General features: G+C 42.7%; 25 protein-coding genes. 2 read left to right on the forward strand and 23 right to left on the reverse strand.

Annotation, left to right across the window (positions count from 1 at the left end; translation table 11 throughout):
• Nucleotides 1–24: 24 nt before the first annotated feature.
• Together hemW and lepA are read right to left on the reverse strand one after the other, a co-directional pair.
• Nucleotides 25–1,140, reverse strand: a complete 1,116-nt coding sequence (hemW, locus tag G343_RS0112455) for a radical SAM family heme chaperone HemW (RefSeq protein WP_020008485.1) — start codon at nt 1,138–1,140, stop codon at nt 25–27.
• 54 nt (nt 1,141–1,194) lie between these two features.
• Nucleotides 1,195–3,018 (reverse strand): translation elongation factor 4, encoded by a 1,824-nt coding sequence (gene lepA / locus G343_RS0112460; RefSeq protein WP_020008486.1) that lies wholly within the window; start codon nt 3,016–3,018, stop codon nt 1,195–1,197.
• A 163-nt stretch (nt 3,019–3,181) separates the two neighbouring features.
• Here lepA and rpsT point away from each other — a divergent pair, with 163 nt between their 5' ends.
• A complete protein-coding gene (gene rpsT, locus G343_RS0112465; protein WP_020008487.1) occupies nt 3,182–3,427 on the forward strand; it encodes a 30S ribosomal protein S20 in 246 nt (81 codons plus the stop codon).
• 84 nt (nt 3,428–3,511) lie between these two features.
• Here rpsT and holA read toward each other — a convergent pair whose 3' ends face one another.
• Entirely contained in the window at nt 3,512–4,474 is a 963-nt protein-coding gene (gene holA / locus G343_RS0112470) for a DNA polymerase III subunit delta (protein ID WP_020008488.1), read from the reverse strand.
• A gap of 93 nt (nt 4,475–4,567) precedes the next feature.
• Between holA and G343_RS15255 the strand changes: the two genes are divergently transcribed.
• The gene (locus G343_RS15255; RefSeq protein WP_020008489.1) at nt 4,568–4,708 is read left to right on the forward strand and encodes a YqzM family protein; all 141 of its coding nucleotides are present in this window, start codon (nt 4,568–4,570) and stop codon (nt 4,706–4,708) included.
• Here G343_RS15255 and G343_RS0112480 read toward each other — a convergent pair.
• The 20 genes from G343_RS0112480 to alaS all read right to left on the reverse strand — a co-directional run bounded on the left by G343_RS0112480 (nt 4,705) and on the right by alaS (nt 20,764).
• Nucleotides 4,705–6,966: a DNA internalization-related competence protein ComEC/Rec2 gene (locus G343_RS0112480; protein WP_020008490.1), complete on the reverse strand. Its 2,262-nt coding sequence runs from the start codon at nt 6,964–6,966 to the stop codon at nt 4,705–4,707. The two genes, G343_RS15255 and G343_RS0112480, sit on opposite strands and share 4 nt — an antisense overlap.
• Entirely contained in the window at nt 6,963–7,424 is a 462-nt protein-coding gene (locus G343_RS0112485) for a ComE operon protein 2 (protein WP_020008491.1), read from the reverse strand. The genes G343_RS0112480 and G343_RS0112485 overlap by 4 nt, the downstream gene beginning before the upstream one ends.
• A gap of 28 nt (nt 7,425–7,452) precedes the next feature.
• Nucleotides 7,453–8,076 (reverse strand): helix-hairpin-helix domain-containing protein, encoded by a 624-nt coding sequence (locus tag G343_RS0112490; protein ID WP_020008492.1) that lies wholly within the window; start codon nt 8,074–8,076, stop codon nt 7,453–7,455.
• Nucleotides 8,077–8,187: 111 nt separating this feature from the next.
• On the reverse strand, nt 8,188–8,922 hold the full coding sequence (locus G343_RS0112495) for a class I SAM-dependent DNA methyltransferase (RefSeq protein ID WP_020008493.1): 735 nt from the start codon (nt 8,920–8,922) through the stop codon (nt 8,188–8,190).
• The gene (gene rsfS, locus G343_RS0112500) at nt 8,912–9,250 is read right to left on the reverse strand and encodes a ribosome silencing factor (protein WP_020008494.1); all 339 of its coding nucleotides are present in this window, start codon (nt 9,248–9,250) and stop codon (nt 8,912–8,914) included. Before rsfS ends, G343_RS0112495 begins: the two co-directional genes overlap by 11 nt.
• Nucleotides 9,251–9,254: 4 nt before the next feature.
• Nucleotides 9,255–9,824, reverse strand: coding sequence for a bis(5'-nucleosyl)-tetraphosphatase (symmetrical) YqeK (yqeK, locus tag G343_RS0112505; RefSeq protein WP_020008495.1), 570 nt, complete (start codon nt 9,822–9,824; stop codon nt 9,255–9,257).
• The gene (gene nadD / locus G343_RS0112510; RefSeq protein WP_020008496.1) at nt 9,814–10,377 is read right to left on the reverse strand and encodes a nicotinate (nicotinamide) nucleotide adenylyltransferase; all 564 of its coding nucleotides are present in this window, start codon (nt 10,375–10,377) and stop codon (nt 9,814–9,816) included. The genes yqeK and nadD overlap by 11 nt, the downstream gene beginning before the upstream one ends.
• Nucleotides 10,374–10,670, reverse strand: coding sequence for a ribosome assembly RNA-binding protein YhbY (gene yhbY / locus G343_RS0112515; RefSeq protein ID WP_020008497.1), 297 nt, complete (start codon nt 10,668–10,670; stop codon nt 10,374–10,376). Before yhbY ends, nadD begins: the two co-directional genes overlap by 4 nt.
• A complete protein-coding gene (gene aroE, locus G343_RS0112520; RefSeq protein WP_020008498.1) occupies nt 10,658–11,476 on the reverse strand; it encodes a shikimate dehydrogenase in 819 nt (272 codons plus the stop codon). Before aroE ends, yhbY begins: the two co-directional genes overlap by 13 nt.
• On the reverse strand, nt 11,469–12,581 hold the full coding sequence (yqeH, locus tag G343_RS0112525; protein WP_020008499.1) for a ribosome biogenesis GTPase YqeH: 1,113 nt from the start codon (nt 12,579–12,581) through the stop codon (nt 11,469–11,471). The genes aroE and yqeH overlap by 8 nt, the downstream gene beginning before the upstream one ends.
• Before the next feature lie 3 nt (nt 12,582–12,584).
• Nucleotides 12,585–13,112 carry a YqeG family HAD IIIA-type phosphatase gene (locus G343_RS0112530; RefSeq protein WP_020008500.1) on the reverse strand — a complete coding sequence of 176 codons (528 nt, stop codon included), beginning with the start codon at nt 13,110–13,112 and terminating at the stop codon, nt 12,585–12,587.
• Between the two features lie 188 nt (nt 13,113–13,300).
• The gene (locus G343_RS0112540) at nt 13,301–14,008 is read right to left on the reverse strand and encodes a 5'-methylthioadenosine/adenosylhomocysteine nucleosidase (protein ID WP_020008502.1); all 708 of its coding nucleotides are present in this window, start codon (nt 14,006–14,008) and stop codon (nt 13,301–13,303) included.
• Entirely contained in the window at nt 14,001–14,477 is a 477-nt protein-coding gene (greA, locus tag G343_RS0112545) for a transcription elongation factor GreA (RefSeq protein ID WP_020008503.1), read from the reverse strand. Before greA ends, G343_RS0112540 begins: the two co-directional genes overlap by 8 nt.
• A 36-nt stretch (nt 14,478–14,513) precedes the next feature.
• On the reverse strand, nt 14,514–15,134 hold the full coding sequence (udk, locus tag G343_RS0112550) for a uridine kinase (protein WP_020008504.1): 621 nt from the start codon (nt 15,132–15,134) through the stop codon (nt 14,514–14,516).
• Nucleotides 15,131–15,772 carry an O-methyltransferase gene (locus G343_RS0112555; RefSeq protein ID WP_020008505.1) on the reverse strand — a complete coding sequence of 214 codons (642 nt, stop codon included), beginning with the start codon at nt 15,770–15,772 and terminating at the stop codon, nt 15,131–15,133. Before G343_RS0112555 ends, udk begins: the two co-directional genes overlap by 4 nt.
• Before the next feature lie 111 nt (nt 15,773–15,883).
• Nucleotides 15,884–17,011: an endolytic transglycosylase MltG gene (mltG, locus tag G343_RS0112560; RefSeq protein WP_020008506.1), complete on the reverse strand. Its 1,128-nt coding sequence runs from the start codon at nt 17,009–17,011 to the stop codon at nt 15,884–15,886.
• 70 nt (nt 17,012–17,081) lie between these two features.
• A complete protein-coding gene (locus tag G343_RS0112565; RefSeq protein WP_020008507.1) occupies nt 17,082–17,387 on the reverse strand; it encodes a DUF1292 domain-containing protein in 306 nt (101 codons plus the stop codon).
• Nucleotides 17,388–17,390: 3 nt separating this feature from the next.
• On the reverse strand, nt 17,391–17,822 hold the full coding sequence (gene ruvX / locus G343_RS0112570) for a Holliday junction resolvase RuvX (protein WP_020008508.1): 432 nt from the start codon (nt 17,820–17,822) through the stop codon (nt 17,391–17,393).
• Entirely contained in the window at nt 17,815–18,078 is a 264-nt protein-coding gene (locus tag G343_RS0112575; protein ID WP_026366398.1) for an IreB family regulatory phosphoprotein, read from the reverse strand. The genes ruvX and G343_RS0112575 overlap by 8 nt, the downstream gene beginning before the upstream one ends.
• 67 nt (nt 18,079–18,145) lie before the next feature.
• A complete protein-coding gene (gene alaS, locus G343_RS0112580; protein ID WP_020008510.1) occupies nt 18,146–20,764 on the reverse strand; it encodes an alanine--tRNA ligase in 2,619 nt (872 codons plus the stop codon).
• Nucleotides 20,765–20,778 lie beyond the last annotated feature (14 nt).

Consider the following 20,778-nt stretch of genomic DNA (forward strand, 5'->3'; position numbering starts at 1 on the left):
ATTATTAAGGCTGATTTATTTTGCTCAGTCTAAGAAACCAAGAAATACACTGTTTCCGACAAGCCTGCCCTGAGGTGTCAGAGCCACATGACCGCTGTCTCTGACCAGATTGCCTTTGGCACATTCCTCCTCGATCACACTGCCGTACACCGAGTCCAGTGTCTTCCCGTATTTTTCTTCAAAGCGGGTGATATCCACGCCGCGGTTCATCCTCAGACCGAGGAACATCTCTTCCTCCATCTGTTCCTTCACAGAGAGTTCAAGGGACTCTTTTAATGCATCGCTTTTTTCTTCCATCGCTTGAATGTAATGGTTGACCGGTTTGACGTTGTAATATCTTGTGCCGTTAATATAGCCGTGGCTGCCGGCGCCTAAACCATAATAGTTATCATTCTTCCAATAGGTTTTATTATGGGAAGATTCAAACTCGGGCTGTGCGAAGTTCGAGATCTCATACTGGGGATACCCGAGCTTCTCCAATTCCTTGATAACGTAAAGGTATTTTTCGCCTTCTTTTTCATCGTCATCCACTGTCAGCTCCCCTTTGCGCATCCGGTTATAGAATACGGTGTGAGGTTCGATGATCAGAGAATACCATGAAATATGCCGGGGTTTCAGTTCCTCTATATATTTGAGGCTCTGATCGAGATCATCCATCGTTTCGCCGGGGAGGTTGTACATCAAATCGATGGAATAGTTATCCAGGCCGATTTTCTCCATATGATTGATGGCACGGAAAATATCATCATAATTATGGGAACGGCCCAGCACTTCAAGCAGATCATTGTTAAAAGTCTGCACCCCCAGACTGATCCGGTTTACACCATAGTTGTGCAGCAGATCCAATTTATCCAGTGTCAGTTCATCCGGATTGCCTTCGAAGCAAAATTCATCCTCCACAGAAAACCGGCCATCAATGACCGCCAGCAGTTTTTCAAGCTGCTGTTCTGACAGTGCGGTCGGTGTGCCTCCACCGACATAGATTGTTTTCAATGTCTGCGGTTCGATCATTTCAATTTCTTTAATCAGCGCGTCAACATACGCATCGACAGGCTGATTTTTAATCAGCACTTTATTAAAATCACAATAGGTACATATACGGTTACAAAAAGGAATGTGGATATACATGCTTTTTGGCATTGTGTTCACTCCAATCATAATGAATAGCCACTTTGAGAGTGGCTATTCAAGGTGTTAATCTTCATCCATTTTTAATACTGCCAGGAATGCTTCCTGTGGTATTTCAACATTGCCGACGGCTTTCATTTTCTTTTTACCTTCTTTTTGTTTCTCCAGCAGTTTACGCTTACGGCTGATATCTCCGCCGTAACATTTGGAAAGAACGTTTTTCCCCATCGATTTGATGTTGGACCTGGAAATGATCTTCTGTCCGATAGCTGCCTGAACCGGCACTTCAAACTGCTGCCGAGGGATCAGGTTTTTCAGTTTTTCAACGATGACTTTACCGCGTTCATATGCAAAATCCCTATGGACGATGAAGCTCAGTGCATCCACTTTTTCATTGTTTAATAGAATATCCATTTTCACGAGATTGCTTTCCTTATAGCCGATAAAGTCATATTCGAACGATGCGTATCCTTTCGTCTGAGATTTCAGCTGGTCAAAGAAATCAAATACGATCTCAGATAGTGGGATATCATAGATGATATTCACCCTGATATCATCCAGGTAATCCATGTTGACAAAATTGCCCCGTTTTTTCTGACATAACTCCATCACCGGTCCGACATAGTCATTCGGTACCATAATCGTCGCTTGCACATAAGGTTCCTCAACATGTGAGATCTTTTGCGGATCCGGCATCTCAGAAGGATTATCCACAACTATTTTACTGCCGTCTGTTATATGGACATCGTAGATCACTGAGGGGGCAGTGGCAATCAGTTCGATACCGAACTCTCTTTCGATTCTCTCCTGGATGATCTCCATATGAAGCATGCCAAGGAATCCTGTTCTGAAACCGAAGCCGAGCGCCTGTGATGTTTCAGGTTCATATTCTATGGAGGAATCGCTCAGTTCCAATTTCTCAAGGGCTTCCCTCAAATCATTATACCTGCCGGAATCAATCGGAAACATGCCGCAGAACACCATTGGATTCATCTTTTTATAACCTTCCAGCGGTTTTTCCGCCGGGCGGTCTGCATGCGTAATCGTATCACCCACTTTTGAATCCGATACAGTTTTAATGGATGCCATCAGGTATCCGACATCACCGATAGTCAATTCTTTCGCGGCCATCGGTTTCGGCGTGTTGATCCCCACTTCAGCGACTTCGAATTCCTTACCCGTTGCCATCATTTTAATTTTATCGCCGGGTTTTACAGTGCCGTCGATAATTCTGATCGAGGATATTACTCCTCTGTATGGATCGTAGGCTGAATCGAAAATCAATGCTTTAAGCGGCTGGGCCGGGTCACCGGCGGGCGCCGGAACATTTTCAACAACGCTCTCAAGAATTTCTTCAATGCCAACATTCGCTTTGGCTGATGCTTTGATTGCGTCTTCTTTCGGCAGCCCGATCACATCTTCAACTTCCTGGGCCACCCTGTCGGGTTCAGCCGCTGGCAGGTCAACCTTGTTGATGACCGACAGGAGTTCGAGATCGTTATCCAGTGCCAGATAGACGTTCGCCATCGTCTGGGCTTCAATACCCTGGGCAGCATCGACAACCAGCACAGCGCCTTCACAAGCCGCAAGTGAACGGGAAACCTCGTATGTAAAATCGACATGGCCCGGCGTATCAATCAGATGAAAAATATAATCTTCTCCATCTTTTGCCGTGTATTTCAATTGAACAGCGTTCAATTTGATTGTAATCCCCCGCTCACGCTCCAATTCCATCGAATCCAGAAGCTGTTCTTTCATTTCCCTCGAGGCGACCGAGCTCGTATTTTCCAGAATGCGGTCAGCCAGCGTGGATTTGCCATGATCGATATGAGCAATGATAGAGAAATTTCTGATGTTTTCCTGTCTTTCAATACGCTCGAAATCATTCATATATCTTCCAACTTTCTCAGTTTTACAATGATAGTATTATATCAACTATACCATACTCATTCAATTGATTTTTCTATTTTTTTATTGCATATCGCAACCGGTTTTGGTAAAATGAATCATGTTGCAATAAACGTTGTACAAGATTCAACTGGAGGTGAAAGATATGCCTAATATTAAACAAGCTAACAAACGCGTAAAAACCAGCCAGGCGCAGGAGCATCAAAATATCGCTCAGAAGAATGCGATGCGTACTGCAGTGAAACGCGCAATGACAGCAAAGAAGAATAATTCTGAAAACGTTGAGACCCTTATTTCCGGTGCTGTCAAACGTGTGGATAAAGCTTCCAAGAACAACCTGGTGCATTCCAACAAAGCTGCCCGTATGAAATCAAAACTGATGGCAAAATAAAACCTTCATTACGATGAAGGTTTTTTATTTTGCCTTTTTTACTGAATAAGCGTAATTAAGGTATAGCGAATCCTAAATTTTTGTCTAAATTTCAAGAACAAACAGTTCAAACAGTGTCTGCCGGTCAAGATAGCTTGATTTGAAACGATAATCCATATTCCTGCACATGACCATTTTGCCTTCCAGTACAGCCTGGTCGTATTTTCTGACATCCTTTGAAGCGAGTTTCACCCTGTACGGATGGACCTTTAAAGATTTCGCAATATAATCCTGCTGATACCCTTCTCCGAGCATCAATTTTACCTGATATAACAATCTGAACTGACCGATGATCAGATGAAGCAGCTGCATCGGTTCTTCTTTCTGAAGCAGCAGATCTCTGAGCAGATTGACGGCATCAGCTTTCTGATTTTTCAGGATCAGGTCGGTCAGTTTGAAAATATTCTGCTCCAGACTGATGCTGACAACTGATTCAACATCCGCTTTTACGATTGAATCATCTGCAAACAGCATCAGCTTGTTGATTTCATTCGTCACCGTTTCATAATCGATCCCGGTTCTGTGGATGAATGCGTCCATGGCCGGCCGGTCCATGGAAACTCCATTGTCATTCACTGTTTTCTGCAGATAATCTCTGATTTCCTGCTCATTCATCTCACCGACTTCTGTAATATTGCCGCGCTGTTTCATGATTTTTGTAATCCGTTTACGCTTGTCGAGCTGTTCACTGAAAACTTTAAAAATTACCAGCGCATCATCATTCTTGTTGGTCAAGTAGTCTGCCAGCCGGTCGATATCATGAGTAACCTCCGCTTTGACTCGGGCCCCTGTAAATGAAAATGCATCATTCACGATCACTGCCTTCCTATCTGAGAGAAGCGGCAGCGTCTGTGCTTCTTCCATAATCGTTTCGATGGAGGTTTCCCTGTAGTTCAGAGTGACGAGACTGAATTCGTCAGGTTCTTTTAAAAATGAACGCGCCAGCTCCTTTGCCACTTCGGTTACACGCATGGTATTATTGCCATAGACAAGCTGCAGTCGTTCCATAAATACGTCACTCCCATAATATTTCTTAATCTATTATAGCTTTTTTAAAGAGAATATCATATACTGATATTGATATGTTTAGGAGGTAATCTCATGAATAAATTCGAAAAAAATGTACAATCCAAGAACAATGATATCATCGATTCGGGCATGGGCTTTATTGTAGGTTTTGTGGGACTTTCAGCCATCTACATCATTGCTCAGGTCTTCCAGATTGTCTCAGATTTACTCTAATCGTCAAAGGGCTGCTGCGGCAGCTCTTTTTTTATACAATGATTCCGCTCGGGTGTGAGTTTTGATTCCACACACATAACGTCTCCCCTGATTTTGAATTTGACCATGCCTTCTTTAGAAGTGTCATAGACAGTCTTTCCATCCAGCTTTTTGATGACTTCCGGATGCGGGTGATTGTAACGGTTACCTGTGCCTGCAGAAACAAGTGCATAATTAAAGTCTGTATGTTTCAGGAATTTATCTCCTGTTGAAGTATTTGAACCGTGATGCGCCAATTTCAGCACATCAACAGAAAGATTTCCGTATAAATCGATGAGTGCAGACTCCATTTCTGTATCTGTATCACCGGTAAATAGAAATTCAAATTTCCCTAAAGTGACCCGTTTAACAAGCGAATGCTGATTGGAATCATCGCTGTTCAGATTGCCATGCGGGAATAGGATCTCAAAATCTATATCACCGACTGTCATTGTCCGGGTTTTTGTTCCATTGATGAATCCGCCCTGGTAATCCTCGGTCACAGAAGTCTGGTACCATTCCTGAAACCCCGGGTCGAACGGATTTACCATCACATTTTTCACATCTTTGTTCTGGATAATATGATCCGCTTCACCGCTGTGATCCATATCCATATGGGACAGAATCAAGAGATCGATCTGGTCTGTGCCGCTTTCCTTTAAATAAGGCAGCACTGTCTGATCCGACAGACGCAAGGCAGATGCCTGAGAATAGTATCTGCCGCCCGTATCAACCATCACAGTATTACTGTTCCTGTGATCTTCAATGATAAAAGCATCCCCTTGCCCGACATCGACCATTGTCATCGTATAGTCGTACCATGATAACCGATTGATTATCGTCAGGGATAGTGCGAATATCAGACTGTACAGAAGTACTTTCCCTGCATTCTTCATACATATCTCTTTCATCATCATATATGAGAGAATGATTAAAAATATCATCCATAATGTATTGATGTTCTGTACGGAAAATCGATGCCTGCCCAGACCAGACAGAAAATGTATCAAGGCTTTGAATCCCGTAAAGACCAAGTCATACAATTGATCAAACAGTGCCGGGAAACCAGCAAAAATCATTATATTATACAGGATGACCATCGGGAAAATGATGAATGAAAACAGAGGGACGAAGATCATATTCATGAATATCCCGCTGATGCTTATTTCATTGAATTGGATGAGCACGATCATCAGTGTGGATACTTCAGCAATCGCAGTTATGCCGAAGAGTTGAACCGGCGACGGACAGTTCACCCAGAAATTTCGAGTCAATATGATCAGATATGTCGTTATGTAGGACAGCTGGAATCCGGCATGATACATTATGAAAGGGTTGATAATCACCTGGACGATAGCTGTCAGTGAAATGACGGCCAGATACGGCTTTTTTCTCGCAAATGAGGTCATGATCAGCAGCACGGCCATAAGCACAGCCCTTAACACGCTCGGGCTGAAAAAGTTGATCGCCAGAAACAGCAAAAGCACTATAATCATAATGAGTTTTATCACGTTGATGGTCAGTCCCAGTCTTTTCAACATAAAGAATAAAATACCGCTGATAAAGGCGACATGTGTACCGGATATAACATAAAGATGATAAATGTCGAGTTTTTGCAGTGCACCGAAGAAATCGGATTCGATATAGGACTTATTGCCGATGGAAAGTGTCAGTATATCGTAAGTATAGTCATACTGGGACTTGGAATGCACTCTTGTTATATATTTGTCACGCAGCTGTGACACTTTCATATTCAGGGTCAATGGGGTGCTTGAACAATGTTTTAGTTTGACCGATTCATGATAGATCCGCCCATCCAGTCCATTTATTTTTAAATTGAGCCTGTTATCTTTTTTTATGAAATTCCTTTGCTCAGAAGGCACCGTCACATCAAACAGACCGCTGCATGTTTTCCCGATCGGTATCTTTGTCTCTTCGTCCAAAAACATATCAAAGGTCATTCCGTCATGGACGACGATGTGTGCGGTGTGGTCCTGATAATACTTATAACCGGTAACGGTTACAGAATTCACCCGTTTTTCCTCAAGACTTTCAGGCAAAATAAAAACAGCTGTCATCGTGACAGCTGTTATGAAAATAAGAAGCAGATTAAATCTCAGTAAGTGTATTTTCCGATATGCGATGAATGCTGTAACAGTAAGACCGAATAATCCCAGTGCCGGAGAAACCAATGTGATATACCCGTTTACTATGGATAAGAAAATTAAAAATATAATCATATTTCTGATTCAAAGTATTTTGCTACTCTGTGATTATCAAAATCGATCCGTTCATAATTGACCCCTGTCTTATCAAGAAGATTCAGTGCGTACTCATGATTCTTATAGCCTTTGGCGTAAAAAATATTCTTGATGCCTGCCTGCACCAACGACTTTGTACAGTGAACACACGGGAAATGAGTGACGTACACACTCGCTCCTTCAGTTGAGACACCAAATTTTGAACACTGAAGCAGGGCATTTATCTCAGCATGTATTGTTCTTATACAATGACTGTCTTCCAGCAGACAACCGACATCGATACAGTGGTCCTCACCGGAAACTGAGCCATTATACCCACCTGCAATAACCCTGTTGTCTTTCACAATCGTTGCGCCTACTTTCAATCGTTCACAGGTAGAACGCAGACTCAAAAGATGGCTTTGTGCCAAAAAATACTCATTCCAGCCTATTCTCATTTTTTTATCCCTCTTCATCTATATATTTTCAATCTATTGTAATATACGGTTCAAGACTTTCAAACGTTTTTTCACCGATGCCCGGTATGTTCATCAGATCTTCAGGTTTCATAAATAATCCATTTTCTTCACGATAATCAACAATCAGCTGTGCTTTTTTCTCACCGATTCCATTTAAAGTGGTCAATTCCGCGATTTCTCCGGTATTAATATTAACCGTTGTATTGTCAGCTCCCTCTTCAGCTGGAGGATCATACCCTTCACTGGGATTGAAATCTTCAGATTCCTCCTTTGTCGGAATGTATATCACCATCTCATCCGAGAGCTTCATGGACTGGTTAACTGAAATCAAATCTGCGGCATGTTCAAGCTGAGCTATTTCAAGAACATTTTTCACACGTGCATCTGCTGCCATTTCGTAAACTCCCGGGTGTTTCACTGCGCCTTTAACTTCGACGAAAATACTGGAAGACTCCGGTTTGCCCTCCGCTTCTTCACTTTCCTCCTGAATGTTATCCAAAGATGTTTCTTCCACAATTTCAACCGCACCTTTTCCGGGAAAAATCAGCACAGCAATAATAATTATTATTATGAGCATCATCCCGCCAGCAATATAAAGATTGTAGCGATTCCATAATTCTTTCATATCCATAGATGTCCTCCTTAAAAAGGTCTTTATCTATATATGGTGAAAAATGGTCGATTTGCTCTTTTTTACGTTCAGATAAATTTATTAACTCAAAAAAGCTTTGTAACTTAATAGTTACAAAGCTTTTTTGATAACATAAAAAACACGTTCACATATTTCAGACACAGGATTGCTCATATCAAAATCGCTGAATGCGATATCGAGCGACATCCCTGAATTATCAATCATGCGGAGCATATCTTTATGATTATAAGTTCTCTGATGATGGATTTCATCAAAACGCGTATAGAGACCGGAATCATCTTCTTTGATAAAAAAACTCATATCGTGAATGACCGAATGCGGCGCGTCTCCCTTAACGCAATCCCATATATATGTGATATGTTCTGTTTCATCACTATAGGTCATATCATTAAAATCCTGCTCCATTTTAAACACACTGTGTATATCAAATATAAATACGCCGGTGTGACTTAAATGTTTTTTGACCTGTTCAAAAATCTGCATTAATTCCTGTTCATCTGCTGCGTAATTCAATACATCAACAGTAGCCGTGATGATATCAAATTGATTATTCAATTGAAATGTCCGCATATCATCCGTGAAATAATCAATGGATTTTTCCGGATAGCTGTTAGCTGCTTCAATCATGCCGGCCGACAGATCAAATGCTTGAATTTCGTCAAAGTCAAGCGCCCTTGTCAATGCGCCGGTACCGCATCCGATATCAAGCACTGAATGTCTGCCGTCCTTATAGCTGTGAATGATATCCAGCCATAGAGGATAAGGCATATCATATGTCAGTTCCTCATAATATCTGCTGAATTTCTGATAGGCATCATGAGGCATCGACGTGTTCACCATTTTTGAAAAGACGTTCCAGATTGTAATAGTCCCTCTCAGGTTTATGGAATATATGAACGACGACATTGTTTACGTCTACCAGTATCCACTTGCCCTCTCTGTAGCCCTCTGTAACCGTATGAAGATTATTGTCTATAGATGCTTTTTTCACTTCATCAGCAATCGCCTGAACCTGCCTGTCGGAATGCCCATGACATATAATATAATAATCGGTTACACTGCTCGTATCAGTCACATCAAATTTCATTATATTTTCTGCATTTTTATTATCACACGATTTTATCATTAAATTGACAAGTGCCTCGCTTTGCATTCTGTCACTCCTTCACCATATTATAATAATTCAGGCATTCTACAGTTTTTGGGTAGACTGTGCGATCATTTGAAACGAGATGGAGCATATTTGCTTTGGTTATTTCATAAACCGCCAGATCCAGATCTTCATCGTCGTAGATGATTGATCTGATGTCATCCACTCCCGGCTGTGATCTCTTGGGTTCAATATAATCCGCCACAAAAATAATCTTTTCATTCAATGTCATCCGGCTTCTGCCGGATGTGTGGTTCATGATCGCCTGATAGATTTCTTCATCTTCGATGCCATGCTCATTTCTCATCCTGACGGCAGCCACAGGTCCATGGAGAATTTCCGCTTTAAAGCTCAACAGGTTTGGATCCAGTTTATATTCAGTAACATACTGATACATTTCACTGAGCTCATCGTGCTTGCAATAATCATGGAGTATGCCTGCGAGGAAGCATTTTTCCTCATCACCTTTGAATATATTCGCCATTTCAACAGCTGTCTCGGCAACACGTTTAGAATGCTTATACCTTTTTTCAGGCAGTTTTTCTTTTGCCAGTGTTTTTGCATCTTTATGATTCATACAACCCATGCTCCTTTATATACTTAAACACACCTGCGTCCAATTGATGTCTTACCGGATCATTGTTCATTATCCGGCTGCGTATCACAGTTGAGGATACTTCCACCACAGGCTGATTCAGCTGGATAAACGGTTCCTGGATATGGGGCCCCTCCCCTATCCTGTCCAGAACGACAAAATGCATCAATTCCAGAAGTTCATCCTTTTTATACCATCTATCAAAATTGAGATACTGATCCCAGCCCATCAGAAAATACAAAGCGTCATTGGGATACTCAGTCTTCAAATACCTGGCGGTGTCATACGTATAGCTGGCACGTTCATGATCTATCTCGTATTTATCCAGTGCCATAAAATCGTACTCACGGGTAATCATTTCAAGCATATTTATCCTGTGTTCATCCTCAATCGGCTTTAATGTCTTAAGCGGCGACTGCTTCACTGGGATAAAAATGATCTTATCAAAATCCATCTTAATCTTCGCCTCAACGACCGCGTGGATATGTCCGATATGAATCGGATCGAATGACCCTCCGAAAACCGCTATTTTCATGCCTGCTCTATCTTATTTTCCTTTTTTGATTTCCGGTAGATCACGATCGTGCTGCCGATTACATTTACAATATGACTGTCCGTCCGCCGGCTGATCTGTTCCGCAATGGAATCCTTATCTTCAATGCAGTTCTGCAGAACAGATACTTTAATCAGTTCCCTCTTTTCCAATACATCATCAATCTGTACTATAAAATTATCATTGACTCCATTTTTACCGACTTGAAAAATCGGGTTCAGATGATGTGCTTCCGATTTGAGCTGTTTTACCTGACGGGATGTTAATTTGTCCATGACTTACCTCCAAAATATTCCTTACATTTTTTATTGACAGCTTCATAGCTGCCTGTTTCTCCGGTCCAGATCTTATAGGCATCCATTGCCTGGGACACGAGCATGAAAAGTCCATTCATATATGAATGTTCATTGAAATAACCCAGAAATTCGGTTTTTTCAGGCTGGTATATTAAATCGACCCCCAGCACATTCTCTGTCACCAGTGTGCGCGGGATGTCCATCGTTTCAAATACATCCTCGCCCTTCATACCTATCGGCGTGGCATTAATAATGACGTCATACGCTGCCGTTTCCTTTATGTCTTCAATTAATATCGCTTCAAAATCAGTTTCCTTAAATCTCTCAAAGCTCTCCTTTCTTCTCGCAGCAACAGTTACATGGTCATCACGATCTGCATGGGCACGGTGTACAGCTTTTGCTGCGCCGCCGGCCCCAATAATCAATACATTTCTCTGTTGCTTGCCAAAATGTGTAATAAACGCGTGCATGTACCCTGTAATATCAGTGTTATGGCCGACAAAACGTCCGTTTATGATTGAGACTGTATTTACTGCACCAATTTTTTGAGCGCCCTCATCAACCTCATCAAGAAATTCGATGATCTTCTCCTTATGGGGGATGGTGACATTAAACCCATCCAGCGCGTTTCGCCTGGCGATATCATGGATGAACTGTAAATTTTCTGGTTTGATATCAAGGATTTTATATACATCGTCCGTACCTTTAGCATCAAAATTTGCCTGATGGATCGTCGGGGAGAACGAATGTTCAATCGAATGCCCGATTACTGCATATTTACCCATTATACCCCCCCTTAAAAATGGTCGGCCGCAGGACGGCATCTACACCTTTCGGAACTCTCACGCTAATTTTCGCACCGGCGGTGATTGATATGAAAGCCAGTCCGCTGATTGAAAGATCACTGTCATTATCTACGGTAAATTCATAACTGGTAAAATCGTTTTCCAGATAAGGAGATTCGATATCCGGCGGCGCCAGCAGTCCATCATAGTGATTTTTATAAAACGCGTCAGCATTATCGAGCTTTGTCCTGTGGATGGTTATTTTATCAGCCGCATAAACTGTGAAGGATGCTTTTTCCCCTTCTGTGAAATCAACTCTTGCAAGGTTAGATATGAACAGTGTCTGTCCGCTGTTCAGCTGGAATACTTTTGGCTTGATTTCTTTCTCAGGCATGATGGACTTCAATGATTCCTGTTTGATATAATGCGCCATCTGGGAGGGGACGACTACCCCCGGAGTATCATAGATGAAAGTATCTTCATCAAGCGGGATGTCTATCAGATCTAAAGTAGTCCCCGGGAAACGGCTGGTCGTTATCACTTCTTTATCGCCGGTGGTATTTTCAATCAGTTTATTGATAAGCATGGACTTGCCCACATTCGTTGTACCCACAACGTAAACATCCTGACCGTTTGCAAGTTCAGATATTTTATCGATCAGTCTGTCGATACCTTCGTTTTTCTCCGCACTGATGACTACAGTATCCTGGGCTTTGATACCTGCTTCACTCAGCATATGTTTCGCTCTGTGAACGACTCTGTTCTGATTCACTGATTTCGGCAGGAGATCTATTTTATTGACGACGGCAAGCACGTTTTTATCTCCTACAATCCGGTTGAACGAGGGAATCAGGCTGCCGTGGAAATCAAAGACATCGATCACTTTGACAATGAGGCCTTCAGTTTCATAAAGTGCATTCAGCATTGTCAGAAAATCCCCTGAATCCACATCCAGATCCATTATCTCATTATAATGTTTTAACCTGTAGCAGCGCTGACAGATAGCATCTTCCCTCCGCAAGCCGCTGGCGGGTATATACCCCGGCTGGTGTTCATGCTCAGACTGAAGTACTGCCCCGCAGCCGATACATTTTACGTCTTCCAAATTTTACTGCCTCCAATTGATTAAACCTTTGCGGTTAAAATATCTCATAATAATTCTTTCGATACTGCGATTGGCCCGTGTGGACCAGCCGTCCCTGCTTTTGACAGGAAGCACAAGTATGCTTTTTACACCCTCCATGTTCGCACCTAGAATATCAGTCATCAGCTGGTCGCCGACCATCACCGTTTCTGATTTTCTGGTGCCCATCATTCTCACTGCCTTTCTGTACCCCCTGCCCAGCGGTTTTTTGGCACTGAAGATGTAGTTGATATCATGCGGGTCACAAAATTCACTCACCCGGACTTTATTGCCGTTTGATACTATCGTAATCTTTATATCATTTTCTTTCATGGACTTAAACCACCTGGTCACCGTTTCATTAGCGTGCGGCTCATCATATCCGACAAGCGTATTATCCAGATCGGTAATGACAGCCGTTATATTACGTTCTTTCAAATATTCAGGTGTTATGATATTGAAATTGACAAAATAATCGCTTGGCAGAAAATACTTTTCCAAAAAGTTCAACATTTTGCACCTCAATCGGGCTTTATTATATTTTAACACAAAAATAAAAGCGCCTTAATAAATTAAGGCACTTATGGATTACTCGTTAATTTCATTATCCTCTGTTTCGGTATCCCTGTATATCAAGTATCCGATTACAACTGTAATGACGAATGCAATAATCATAAGAAAAGTCACGGATATCCCTCCAGTTACAAGTCCTTCAGTAATGATTTTACAACTTCAGACGAATGAATACAAGCTTTAGATAAAAATTCATTATATGACATATCGGCGGTATCATCCGCTTTATCGGATATGGAGCGGATGATGACAAATGCTGTCGAATGCTGATAGCATGTCTGTGCAATGGCGGCAGACTCCATATCCACGGCAAGCGCCTGTCTGAATTTTTCAGTGATCATTCCTTTTTGTGGCGCACTGCCGACAAAAGCATCACCACTGACTATCAGGCCGCTGTGCCCCGTAATTTCAGTGTTCTTTTTGACCGCCTGTAACGCCAGCTTATTCAAACCTTTATCTGCAATATAAAACTTTGGCATGCCTGGCAGCTGCCCGGGTTCATAACCAAATTCGGATGCATCCGCATCATGGTGCAGTACATTTGTACTTACCACCATATCGGTGACATCCAGTGCTGTTGACAAAGCGCCGGCCACACCTGTATTGACGACAATCTTTATATCATATCTGTCGATAATGAGTGCCGTAATGATACTCGCATTCACCTTGCCGATACCACTCTCAACAAGCGCAATTTCCCTGCCTTCGAGTGTGCCTCTGTAAACATCGGCGTGTGCGACAGTATCGACAGATGATACATCCATCCACTCCCTGAGGATATCCGTCTCTTCTTTCATGGCGCCGATGATTCCAATGACACCCTGATGATCAGTCAATGGAAATAATCTTCACTGTCATCTCGCTGCCGTCAGGGAGGGGCACGATGACGGAGTCATTCAGCTCAGCGTCAAGCAGGGCTTTTGCTATCGGAGATTCATTTGAAATTTTCCCTTCAAACGGATCGGCTTCAGCACTGCCGACAATCTGATATTTTTCTTCATCTCCGTCAGGCACCTCGCTGAAAGTCACTGTCTTGCCGATTTGCACGATATTATTATTCCCGTTGTCTTCAATGATCTTCGCATGGCGGAGCATGTCCTCAATCTTTGTAATTTCCTGTTCGATAAAGCCTTGTTCATCTTTCGCGGCATCATACTCTGAGTTTTCGGAAAGGTCGCCAAAACTTCTCGCCACTTTTATCTTTTCGACCACATCAGGCCGTTTGACAGTTTTAAGTTCTTCCAGGTCCTCCTGCAGTTGTACATATCCGCTCTGTGTCATTGGAAATTCTTTTTGCATATCCATTAAATATTCCTCCATGTATTCGTAAAATTAAATTGGTTACTTATTCAATAAAGTTCTGATCTTGGTCGTGATTAAATCGATTGCTACGTTATTTTCTCCACCTTCGGGTATAATTACATCACTGAAACGTTTTGTCGGTTCGATAAATTGAAGATGCATCGGGCGCACAACATTCAAATACTGATTGATGACAGAATCGAGTGTTCTGCCACGGGTCTCGATATCCCGCTGCAGGCGCCGCAGAATTCTGATATCGGAATCAGTATCCACGTATATTTTTACATCCATCAGATCTCTCAACGATTCATTTTCCAGAGCAAATATACCTTCGATGATGATCACATCCCTGGGTTCGACATAGATCGTTGTGTCACTCCTTGTGTGTATTTCATAATTGTATGTCGGCACTTCTACCGGCTGACGCTTGAGCAGCTGGCTGATATGGGCTGTCAGAAGATCATTGTCAAAAGCGAATGGGTGATCATAGTTTGTATTGAGCCTTTCTTCGAATGTTTTGTCACTCTGATCTTTATAGTAATAATCCTGCTCAATCAGTGCGACACTGTGCTCGTCCAACGCCTCCATGATCTTTCTTGTAACGGATGTCTTGCCTGAACCCGAGCCACCGGCTATGCCTATTATCGTCGGCTTTTTCATCTGTTTTTTACCTCTTTATTCTTACTGATGACCAAAAGTCCATCCCCCACCGGTAAAAATGAACTGAACATTTCGGAGGATGCGATATGTTGATTGAAAGCATCCACCCTGGCCTGCATTTTACGTCTGTTTTTGGACTGTATATGCCTGTCGACCACCATCCCCCTGAGAAGAAAGTTATCAACGAGGATAAGCCCGCCCTGTTTAATGAAAGGGCTGTACATTTCAAAAAATTTCTGGTTGTTGCCCTTGGAAGCATCGATAAAAAGCATATCAAAAGTACGATCAGCAATTTCTTTATGCAAAGTGTCGGCGGCATCACCAAGTATTGGTTTCACCCTATCGGTGACATTATATTTTTCAAAGTTTGCTTCTGCAGCCCGGTGGCTGTCTTCATTCTTTTCTAACGTCACCACTGAAACACCGGGATGGACAGATAGCATATGCAATGCACTGTAACCGATGGCAGTGCCAATCTCAAGGATATGCCTGGTCCCCGTCAGATGTATATAATGCTTCATCACCTCAAGCGCATCCCGGTCCATGATCGGGACATTGTTTTCAACAGCATCTGTGTGTACATCCACAAACAATTCGTCCGAACTGTTCAGCGCTGCAACATAATCATATATATCCAATATTCTCACCACATATAAAAAATACAACTGATAACAGAGTTATCAGTTGCTGTATTTATCATGTTTTATAGTAGCATAGTTTAATTCACTTGAAAAGAAGATTTTATCTTTCTACTCATTATTAATATACTCTTCCCGATTTTCCACATGTTCTTCGAACGTTTCAGCAAAGTGGTTGTTTCCTTCACTATCGGCAAGGAAGTAGTAGTAATCGGTATCCGAAGGGTTCATGGTACTCTGCAGTGATTCCATACCGGGGGAAGCAATCGGTCCCGGCGGCAGGCCGCTGTTGATATAGGTATTATAAGGATCTTCAACCTCAAGATCTTCAAACGTAGTTGTTTCCTGATGTTCTCCGATAGCATAGAGGACTGTAGGGTCAGTTTGCAGCGGCATGCTCGGGTTCTCACTCATCCTGTTGAGGAAAACACTGGCAATTCTTGAACGGTCTGCGACTGAAGTCGCTTCTTCTTCAATGATAGAAGAAAATGTCAGAAATTCATGGAAAGACAAGTCAGTCTCTTCACCTTCATAATTGATCGTATAACCGTCTGCTGAAGTGTATACCGAATAACTGTTATTCTGTGTTGCATCGAGCATATTTCTTATTAGAGCCTGAAGGTCCGGGCTTTCCTGGGTTATCTCATAGGTCGCAGGATATAAGTAACCTTCCAGCGGATACTTCACTTCCTCATTCAAAATTTCTTCGCTCAGCATGTCCGGATAGTCTTCGATCAGGGACTGTATAAATTCCTCATCATTCATCAGTTCAAGAAATTGATCTGATGAGACGGGCAGCTGCTCTTCAACACGGGCAGCGATCTCTTCGACCGAATAGCCCTCCGGTATTGTCAGACGATACTGTACTTCCTCATAAACACTGCCGGTCTCGAGCGTCCGGGCAATTTGTTCAAAGTCCATCGCCGGAGATAAATCATATTCTCCTGACTGATAATTCGTAATGTTGTTTAGCCGAAGAAATATTTGAAACATAGTGCCATTTCTAATAATTTCCTCCTCTTCCAGCTGCTGGCCGATCATGCTTGCTGAGGCGCCCTCTTCAATCGTCACCTGCTGCGTCTCGGTCGAGTTCGGATCCAGCGGTTCCGTACTGGACTGGAAGTACATATAGAGCATAATTATAACGACGATAATTATAACCGACAATGCAGCGATTATGAATAAGGACAGGTAGGAAGATACATTTTTTGAAAATTTAATATCATCATGTCTGCTCATACTAAACTCCTATCTCAAAAAGAGCTTCCAATTAGCAATTGGAAGCCATTCTGAATCACATGTCAATGATTTACTCTTCAGGTTCATCCATTTGAGTATTGACCACTTCTTCAATCATGTCCCACTCTTCGTCAGTTTCAACCGGAAGGAACTTGCCGCCTTCACCATCTTCATCCACAACATTGATCATTGGAATCAGCTCTATTTCTTCCTCGTCGTTTGAGAAATTGCCCTCTTCAGCCAGGATTACATAATCCTTAGCAAATTCAGGATGATGAAATTCAAGCATTTTTCGATAAAGTACTTCATTTTCTTCTTCGTCATACAGAGTCAGCAGCTCTTCATCTGTATTGAAATCCATTTCTTCCTGGCTCATGATTCATTCTCCTTTTACTGGATTATCGAGATAGCCCTGCAGTATGAAAACAGCAGCCATTTTATCGATTACAGCTTTTCGTTTTTTACGGGATACATCGGCTTCAAGCAGTGTCCGCTCAGCACCTGCAGTACTGAGACGCTCATCCCACAATAGTATTTTAACATCTGGCAGTCTATTTTCAAGCAATTTACTAAAGTGTATGGATCGTTCCCCGCTTTCACCGATGCTGTTATTCATATGTTTTGGAAGTCCGACTACGATTTTGGTGACATCATTCTCTTTGGTAATCTTTTCGACTTTGTCTATACCGTAGTTTCCGTTTTCAGAATCAATCTTTAAAGTTGTCAGTCCCTGAGCAGTCCAGCCAAAAGCGTCGCTGAGCGCCACTCCTACTGTTTTAGTGCCTACATCCAGGCCGAGTGTCCTACTCATTGATCTCCTGCTCGATGTATGTTCTCACGAGAACTTCCATAATTTCATCGCGGTCAACGTGGCGTATGTTGTTGCGCGCTTCATTATGGCGTGGAATGTACGCAGGATCTCCACTTTGAAGATAACCCACAATCTGGTTGATTGGATTGTATCCGCGCGCCTCCAAAGTTTTGTAGACGTTAGTCAGAATCTCTTTTACATTATGTGCCTGCGTATCTTCAACACTGAACTTCCTTGTCTCGTCGAATTGATTCAAATTCAGCACTCCCATCATTACTAGCATTTGCCCTTCATTATAGCATTTTTAAGGAATCTATTGAACGTCAAAGATGATTTTTAACAAATTGTAATGCATTTGTTACATTAGAGGGGTTCGTGCCGCCGCCCTGGGCCATATCGGGACGTCCGCCGCCCTTGCCGTCAACTTCGGCGGCCATACCTTGCATGATATCTCCTGCTTTATATCTGTCTGTCAGCACTTTTGGTACAGTAACCACAAGAGATACTTTGCCATCATTAACTGAAGCCAGGGCGATGATTGCATCCTGGGCTTTAGATTTAATATTATCCATGGTCCCTCTGAGTTCTTTTGCGTTGTCGGCGGAAACAACGCTGGCAATCAGTTTCACACCATTGATCTCTTCGATCATATCATCGATATTGGCCAGCTTCTCGTCCTGCACTTCAGACTTAAGCGCCCGGTTCTCCTCCTTGAGTGTTTTATTTTCATCAAGCAGTGCATCTATCCTTTTTTCTGTCTGGTCTTCTTTGACTTTCAACAGAGAAGCGATTTCAGATAAACGATCTTCTTTTTCCTGATACAGGCGGACAGCATGCTTGCTTGTGACCGCTTCTATCCTTCTTATCCCCGCACCGATTCCTGTCTCAGATGTGATTTTGAATAAACCGATTTCGGAGGTATTCCTTACGTGGATACCGCCGCACAGTTCGACGGAATACGCATTAATATCGACGACGCGGACAGTACTGCCATATTTTTCCCCGAAAAGGGCCATCGCCCCTTTTTCTCTGGCTTCTTCCATCGGCATCTGCGAGATTGACACTTCAAGGTTTTCAAAAATGCTCCGATTGACTGTATCTTCAATCTTTTTGAGTTCTTTGGAAGAAAGACCGTCCAGATGGGAAAAATCAAAACGCAGCCGGCTGCTTTCGACGAGCGAACCTGCCTGAGTGACATGGTCTCCGAGCGTATCTCTTAAAGCCTGATGCAGCAGATGAGTCGCGGTATGGTTCTTCACGATAAATTTCCGTTCATCACGGTCCACTTCAAGGTCGTATCCTTGCTCTCTTTTGATTATCCCAGTGTTAAGATCGGCGACATGAACATTTTGACCGTTCGGTGCCTTATAGACTTCAGTCACTTCCAGCTCAGTGCCGCTGCCGGAAATGATGCCTTTATCTGCCACCTGCCCGCCGCTGACTGCATAGAACGGTGTCTTATCAAAAATGAGCTCGACGGTGCCGGGCGCTTCGGCCTGGCTGACTGCTTCATCTTCATTGATAATATGAAGCAGTTTCGCATGTTCTGATTTTGAACTGTAGCCTGTAAATATGCTGTCAGAATCGATGTTTGCCAGAGTTTCAGACTGGACCTGCATGGATGCTCCGGATTTTCTTGCATTGCGCGCTCTTTCCCTCTGTTTATCCATCTCAGCTTTAAATCCGGCTTCATCGATGCTCAATCCGTCATTTTCGGCATATTCCCGAGTCAGTTCAAAGGGGAAGCCGTAGGTGTCATAAAGTCTGAAGGCATCTTCACCTTTGATAATTCTACCATGTTCCAGAGCTTTCTCCTTAAGGCCTTCATAAATGCGTATCCCTTCATCCAGAGTGCCAAGGAATCTCTCTTCCTCTTTTTTGATGACTTCCTTGATAAAATCTTTCCGATCGGCAACATTCGGGTAGAATCCGCTCATGACTGAAGACACAGTATCTACAAGCTCAAACATGAAAGCCCTTTTTATCTTCAGATCCTTACTGAATCTGACTGCCCGTCTGAGCAGCCTTCTCAACACATAGCCCCTGCCCTCGTTAGAAGGCAGCGCCCCGTCCGCAACAGCAAAGCTCACTGTTCTGATATGGTCACTGATCACTTTAAATGCTGCATCTGTTTTTCTGTCTGTCCCATATTTAATGCCGCTCAGCGCTTCGATTTTCTTAAGGATTGGTGTGAACAGATCCGTATCATAATTCGTAGGAGCATCTTGCATGACACTTGCGATACGTTCGAGTCCCATACCAGTATCAATATTTTGTTTAGGCAGGGGTGTGTACGAACCATCCTTATTATGATTGAATTCACTGAACACAAGATTCCAGATTTCCAGATACCTTTCGTTTTCTCCGCCCGGATACATCTCTTCAGCGGCAGTTCCGCTCCCATAAGCATCTCCCCGGTCATAGAATATCTCACTGTTCGGGCCGCACGGGCCTTCACCGATATCCCAGAAGTTGCCCTCAATACGTATGATCCGCTCCGGTGCCAGTCCAATCGTCTCTCTCCAGATACCATAGGCATCCTCATCTTCAGGATGGACTGTGACATAAAGCAGATTTTCATCAAAACCGATCCAATTTTTATTTGTCAGGAAATCCCAGGCATATTCGATTGCTTCTTTCTTGAAATAATCTCCAATCGAGAAATTGCCGAGCATTTCAAAGAAGGTGTGGTGTCTGGCTGTGAACCCTACATTTTCAATATCATTGGTCCTGATTGATTTTTGAGCGTTGACTATTTTAGGATTCTCAGGCTTCACTCTGCCGTCAAAGTATTTTTTCATTATCGCTACACCTGAGTTGATCCACAGTAACGAATCGTCACCGATCGGCACGAGCGGCGCGCTCGGCTCTACCATATGATCCATTTCTTTGAAATAATTGATAAAAAGGTCTCGGATTTCATTTCCTGATAATTGCTCCATTGTTTTCACTCCTT

This window comes from Salinicoccus albus DSM 19776, from assembly GCF_000385175.1.
GTDB lineage: Bacteria > Bacillota > Bacilli > Staphylococcales > Salinicoccaceae > Salinicoccus > Salinicoccus albus.